This is a genomic window from Pseudomonas sp. 5Ae-yellow, assembly GCF_014077575.1.
GTDB lineage: Bacteria > Pseudomonadota > Gammaproteobacteria > Pseudomonadales > Pseudomonadaceae > Halopseudomonas > Halopseudomonas neustonica.
In genome coordinates this window covers 1-4,845 of record NZ_JACGWE010000081.1, presented here as the reverse complement: position 1 = coordinate 4,845, position 4,845 = coordinate 1, and the positions used below count along the sequence as shown (strand labels likewise).

The 4,845-nt window shown below is 52.3% G+C and carries 2 protein-coding genes; both read right to left on the bottom strand.

What is annotated here, in order from left to right:
* Window positions 1-237: 237 nt before the first annotated feature.
* The gene (locus H4J77_RS19095; RefSeq protein ID WP_182250005.1) at window positions 238-978 is read right to left on the bottom strand and encodes a hypothetical protein; all 741 of its coding nucleotides are present in this window, start codon (window positions 976-978) and stop codon (window positions 238-240) included.
* Window positions 975-4,001 carry an N-6 DNA methylase gene (locus H4J77_RS19090; RefSeq protein WP_220469440.1) on the bottom strand — a complete coding sequence of 1,009 codons (3,027 nt, stop codon included), beginning with the start codon at window positions 3,999-4,001 and terminating at the stop codon, window positions 975-977. The genes H4J77_RS19095 and H4J77_RS19090 overlap by 4 nt, the downstream gene beginning before the upstream one ends.
* Between the last annotated feature and the right edge of the window lie 844 nt (window positions 4,002-4,845).

The window sequence follows — 4,845 nt, the reverse complement described above, 5'->3', positions numbered from 1 at the left end:
GTAATGGAACGGCTGCCGCTGGCAGCGTCCGCCGAGGACTACGAAGCGCTGCTGCCTTGGCGCTGCGGCCCGGTTGCTTACTGATCTGCAACGATCATCGCAATACGGGGTTTATGGATCGCTTACTAAATTCAGGGGGGGTAACGTTGGCTGCTCATGGCAATTCCTCCTATGCTCTAATCATAGGCTAGGAGTGTCTAGTGGACCGGGGTAAGTCTATATGAGGACTGGAGGTGTCTATGAAACTAGGGGCGATTCACACTGGCATTTTTTCAACCAAAGATGCCAAAGGACGATATCTCCTGGCGCAGCCATGGAAACTGAGCTCGGATAATTAAAAATTCGATAGTGATTGGATGACGAAACAACGGACCGCAAGCCCGCAGCCACCATCGGAAGACGATTTGTTTGCCATGGATCCGGCGCACGTTGGGTTCCGGCGGCCAAAACAGGCAACAGATTTTGCTCTACAGTGGCGTCGTCACGGATATAAGCAATAAGTATCGCCTCGCGATTCGACCACGCATATTCCCCAGCAATAAAACGGGCTACCCCATTGGCGCAATAGAGATCCACTCCCTTCCCGGAGGCGTGATCAATAATCTTACACTCGACGACGATAGGAAATGAAGGGTGCTTACCCGTGAGGTAAATCGAAAGATCCGGGCGTTTCTCAAGATGAACTCCATCGAAACTCAAGGACTCCTTACCACGAGCCACGGATGTAACGAGCTGGGACCATAAGGGATCAGTTCGCCAAAGGTTGTTTAAGCGAGACTCTAAGAGAGCGTTGATTTCGGCCTCACTACCCTCTGCAACGATCTGATATCGCTCATCAAGTAAATCTTCCCAAGTCCGAGTCAAGGTCTCGAAAATCACATCGAGATGTATATCTGCAATTGGGTCAAGTGGAAGCCGCTGACCACGCGTCAACTCCGCGACATGATCTTCCCTTGGCCTGAGAGTGGAATTTTTCATCTCGTATCCTTGCCCGAGAGAAAACTGATGTAATCCCAAATAATGCGTCGTGCTGTTAGCCTCGCTTGACTCGGCGTCCAATAACGCGCCTGGTTGAGACGCCCTACTATTAAGGTATTCGTAGACTCATCAACATATATGACTTCCGTTGCAGAAAGCTCGTCAGCAAGGCGGATAGCGTGTACCCAATCCACATTAATTGCTGCCTGACTTCCTACATCGCTACTTCCAGTTAGCAAAATGAAATTCCATGGTGATAATGCAGGCATTGGAACATTATGAACTTTTAGCGGCCTATTGAAGCGCTCCGCCCATGGTTGAAGCTCGGCCTGAAGGCGGTTCTTAAATGCGTTGAGCTGCGCAGCAACTGCTGGAACCTGACTTGCTTTCAGATTTGCGGAGAAGGGAAGACGATATCGGAGTGTATCGGTGATAGTCTCAATATCTTCTGCTGTTAGGCCGAAAAGCGAGCCGACCCAGTGATCAACCTTATCCCAGCCAGCTTCGTCATCTTTCTGCGCCAAATCATTGAAAAGTGAACACGCCGTCTTGCGATCAATAACCGAAAGGTTCTCGAATACCGGCACGGGTATCTCATCGATGATGAATTTTTCAACTACCTCGCGCTCAAATCCAAACCTGCCACTGGTTATAAGAGCATGCCAAAGTGCTACTTTGCTCCCGATGACCAAGGCCAGATAGCACGCGAGTTCACGCCCATCTTTATGTGTATTGGTACTATATCCGTGATAACTTTGATTAAACACAACACTATCAAGTACGACAGATGTTCTAATCCGCGCATGTTTGACTGGGGGTGACTCTCTAACCAACAGCAGAGGGCCCTTAAAAAGCCACTCGGGACGTGGATCATGAATACGACTCTGCTCAAACCGCTCAAGGCTAGATGCGTCAACCAGCAAGCCAGTTTCCAACTTACTAGGGAGTTCGGGAAGATGCTGAAGATAGTTCGCAGAAGCACCTGGCAAGTCGGCTCCCTTCCGAACTCGGCTGCTATCTCTCAATCGTTGATATCCGTTACCGGTGTATTTCGCCCGTCCGCGATGACTTCCGAAGGAGGCGTGCCAGTATTCGTCGAGCGTAGGAAATCCCTTTGCGGCAATCCTGTCGTAAAGCTCCAAATCAAGCCGTGTTCCGCGGAACAAGATTTTCAAAAGCTCAGGCCGACGACGCACGTCCTCCGTCGTGACAATTTCAGCATTGGCGGCATCAATCCGCCACGCGCCGCTTTGGTTCAGCGGTCCCTCAAGGTGCGGGCTAGTAAAGCGGAAGCCAGCACCTGCAGTTGGGACGACATTGCGCGCGAAGATGAGGCAGAACGGCGCACTTATCTCGGGCCAAACACGCGTTTTTCGTAATTCGGTTCCATTCACTACCCCTGTAACGTCCAGCGCGCCAAACAGCGCGCTGCGCGCCTCAGGCATAGTTTCTCCACGTTGAAATAGGAGTCGAGCGTGCAGTGCAAAAGCGATTTGCCCTTTAGGGCGAGCCCATTCCATTGCGCGCCAGACGAACGGGAGATCCAGAACCTCATTAGGGATAGGGGCACGAACGTGATCATCACAAAGTCGTTCACGAGCAATGCGCGAGATACGATCTTCCAGTGAAGACCAGTTCGACAGTTTCGTAGCAGTAGCCCAAGGAGGGTTCCCAATTACGAGATCATAGGCTCCGTGGTGCTCGTCTCCAACGTCATCGCCTAAGCTTCCCAGATCCTTTGATTGAGCCCCTTCGGCACCTACTCCGAATTTACGGAGAACAGCAGGTCGAAGATCCTTAAATCGCAATTTCTTTAGCGGTTCGGGGTTCGGATCTAACTCAATGGACATCAAATACAGCCCTAGCGCGGCAAAGCGCAATGCGGACTCGTTGATGTCAAACCCCGTAATTTGGCCGTAAAGGATCTCTCGAAGCGTTTCTGTGTCAGGCCGTTGCCCGTCATGACGCCATCGTTCGGCAACCAACTGTCGGAAAGCAGTGAGAAGAAAGACCCCTGCACCAGCAGCAGGGTCGAGTATTCGGGTTTGATGCGTTGCACCTTCTCGAGCGAGTGCCGCGAATGCGGCTCGAACCATCAGCTCCGCTATGTGCCGTGGTGTGTAATAACCACCTTCCGACCGCTGTTTTTCTGGTTCGTGGTGGGACAGGTATCGCTCATATGCTTGGCTGAGAACTCCAACAGGGATATGGGCAAAATCCAGCATGTCCCATTTCTCTTGCCACTCCAGCAGAAGCTGGCCGTCAGGGGCCCGACGCAAAATGCGGCCCAGTATGCAAAAAGCTTCCTCCGGAAGCGCATCAATGGTCGCTGCCGTTAGAGGCAGAAAATCGCCATTAAATGTTTCATCAAGCCACTCTGATATGGCTATCGCGGTTGGCGCAGTGTCGAAGAGTGTGGAAGCACCATCAGGGCCAATGGCACACACTGATGGGGGCAATATCTCCCGATCAGCCAAAAAACGAACGAACAAAGCTCGTCCAACTAAGGAAATTGCGTCGCCGTCTGCAACATCCAAATCCGCCAATGCGTCCAAGGCGTTGGTAAGAAGCTTGAGGATAACATCGCTGATCCAGCGACGATTAGCCGAAATCTGTGGCCGAAGGTTTCCCAAGTGAGGAATGGTGATACGCCGGTCATCCAGCGCCTGACCGATTGGAATTCTTGCTTGAGCAGCGTCACCAATCAGACCAACCTGATAGATCGTCATGCTGCCAGGATTCACAACAGCCAAATAAGGTGCGTCTCCCCGCATTGCCACAAGACGGCGGATCCGACCAAACCGCTCAGCATCGCCCTCAAGCAACGTCCCGTCGATCAAAAAGAAAAGGGGTCTATCCTGCCACTCGTAGACGCCACCTAGCGCAAGAAGATCGGAGTCGCCAGAGCGCCGCGCTGTAGTCAATGTCGCGTAGGGAAGTAATTCAGGGCCGTCACTATCAAAGCGCAATAACGATGCAGGATCTCCCCCATATTGCAGGAGAATATTGTCAAAGCCGATCATGTGCGACATCCGTGATGGGCTGCGATTTCCACGTCCCGTCCTAGTAATTCTTTGTAGTTGTAAATGTGTATGTCTACAAAAAGACATAGGGCAATACGATCCGGCGAGACATTATACCGCCGTAGCCGAGCCTCGTCATACGAAGTTAGTTTGCACGATTGCGTGCTTCCTACCGCCCAGCCTACACGCACGCCCACTCAAGCCCTCTAAGCGGGTCACACAGTAGCTGCAACTGGGGCAACGTTGTGCACCCTCCCGAAGAAACTCATCCTTTCCCAGGTTGTACAGCTATCGAAATGCCACAAATTTGCCACACTCACCCTGCTAAACGGAGCGAAATTCAGCTAACTACAGCTACCATAACCCTATGATTTCCAAGCCAATCCGCGCTAACGTGTTGATTTTAGACGTCGACTTTTCCGGCTCCTAAGGCGGGGTGCACAGGTTCGAATCCTGTCGTTCGACAAATCGCAACGCGATTTGGGCGGAGCAAAGCGACGGCGCAACGCTCCAAGAATTGCCAAAAGCGATTCGCAGCCAATCCTGTCTCCCTTAGACCGCACCAAGGCAACAGCGCGCCTGCTGCTGTGCACGGCCTATCCTGATACCCATCCAAGCTGTCACCCGACACATCGCAACGCGATTCCAAGCTGTCGAATGTTGGCGGCTCAGCGAATTGCCGCAGGCGTGCTGAGAGCTGGAGTGGACCGTCTTCTTTCGGCCCAGAGTGTGTAAAAACACTTTCCGTATGTTGGAGGCCTAAGCACAGCGCTCTTGGGCGAGGCGATTTCCCGAACATTTGCCAAGGTCAGCCCCGGTAGCGCGTCAGATCGTGTATGAAGCG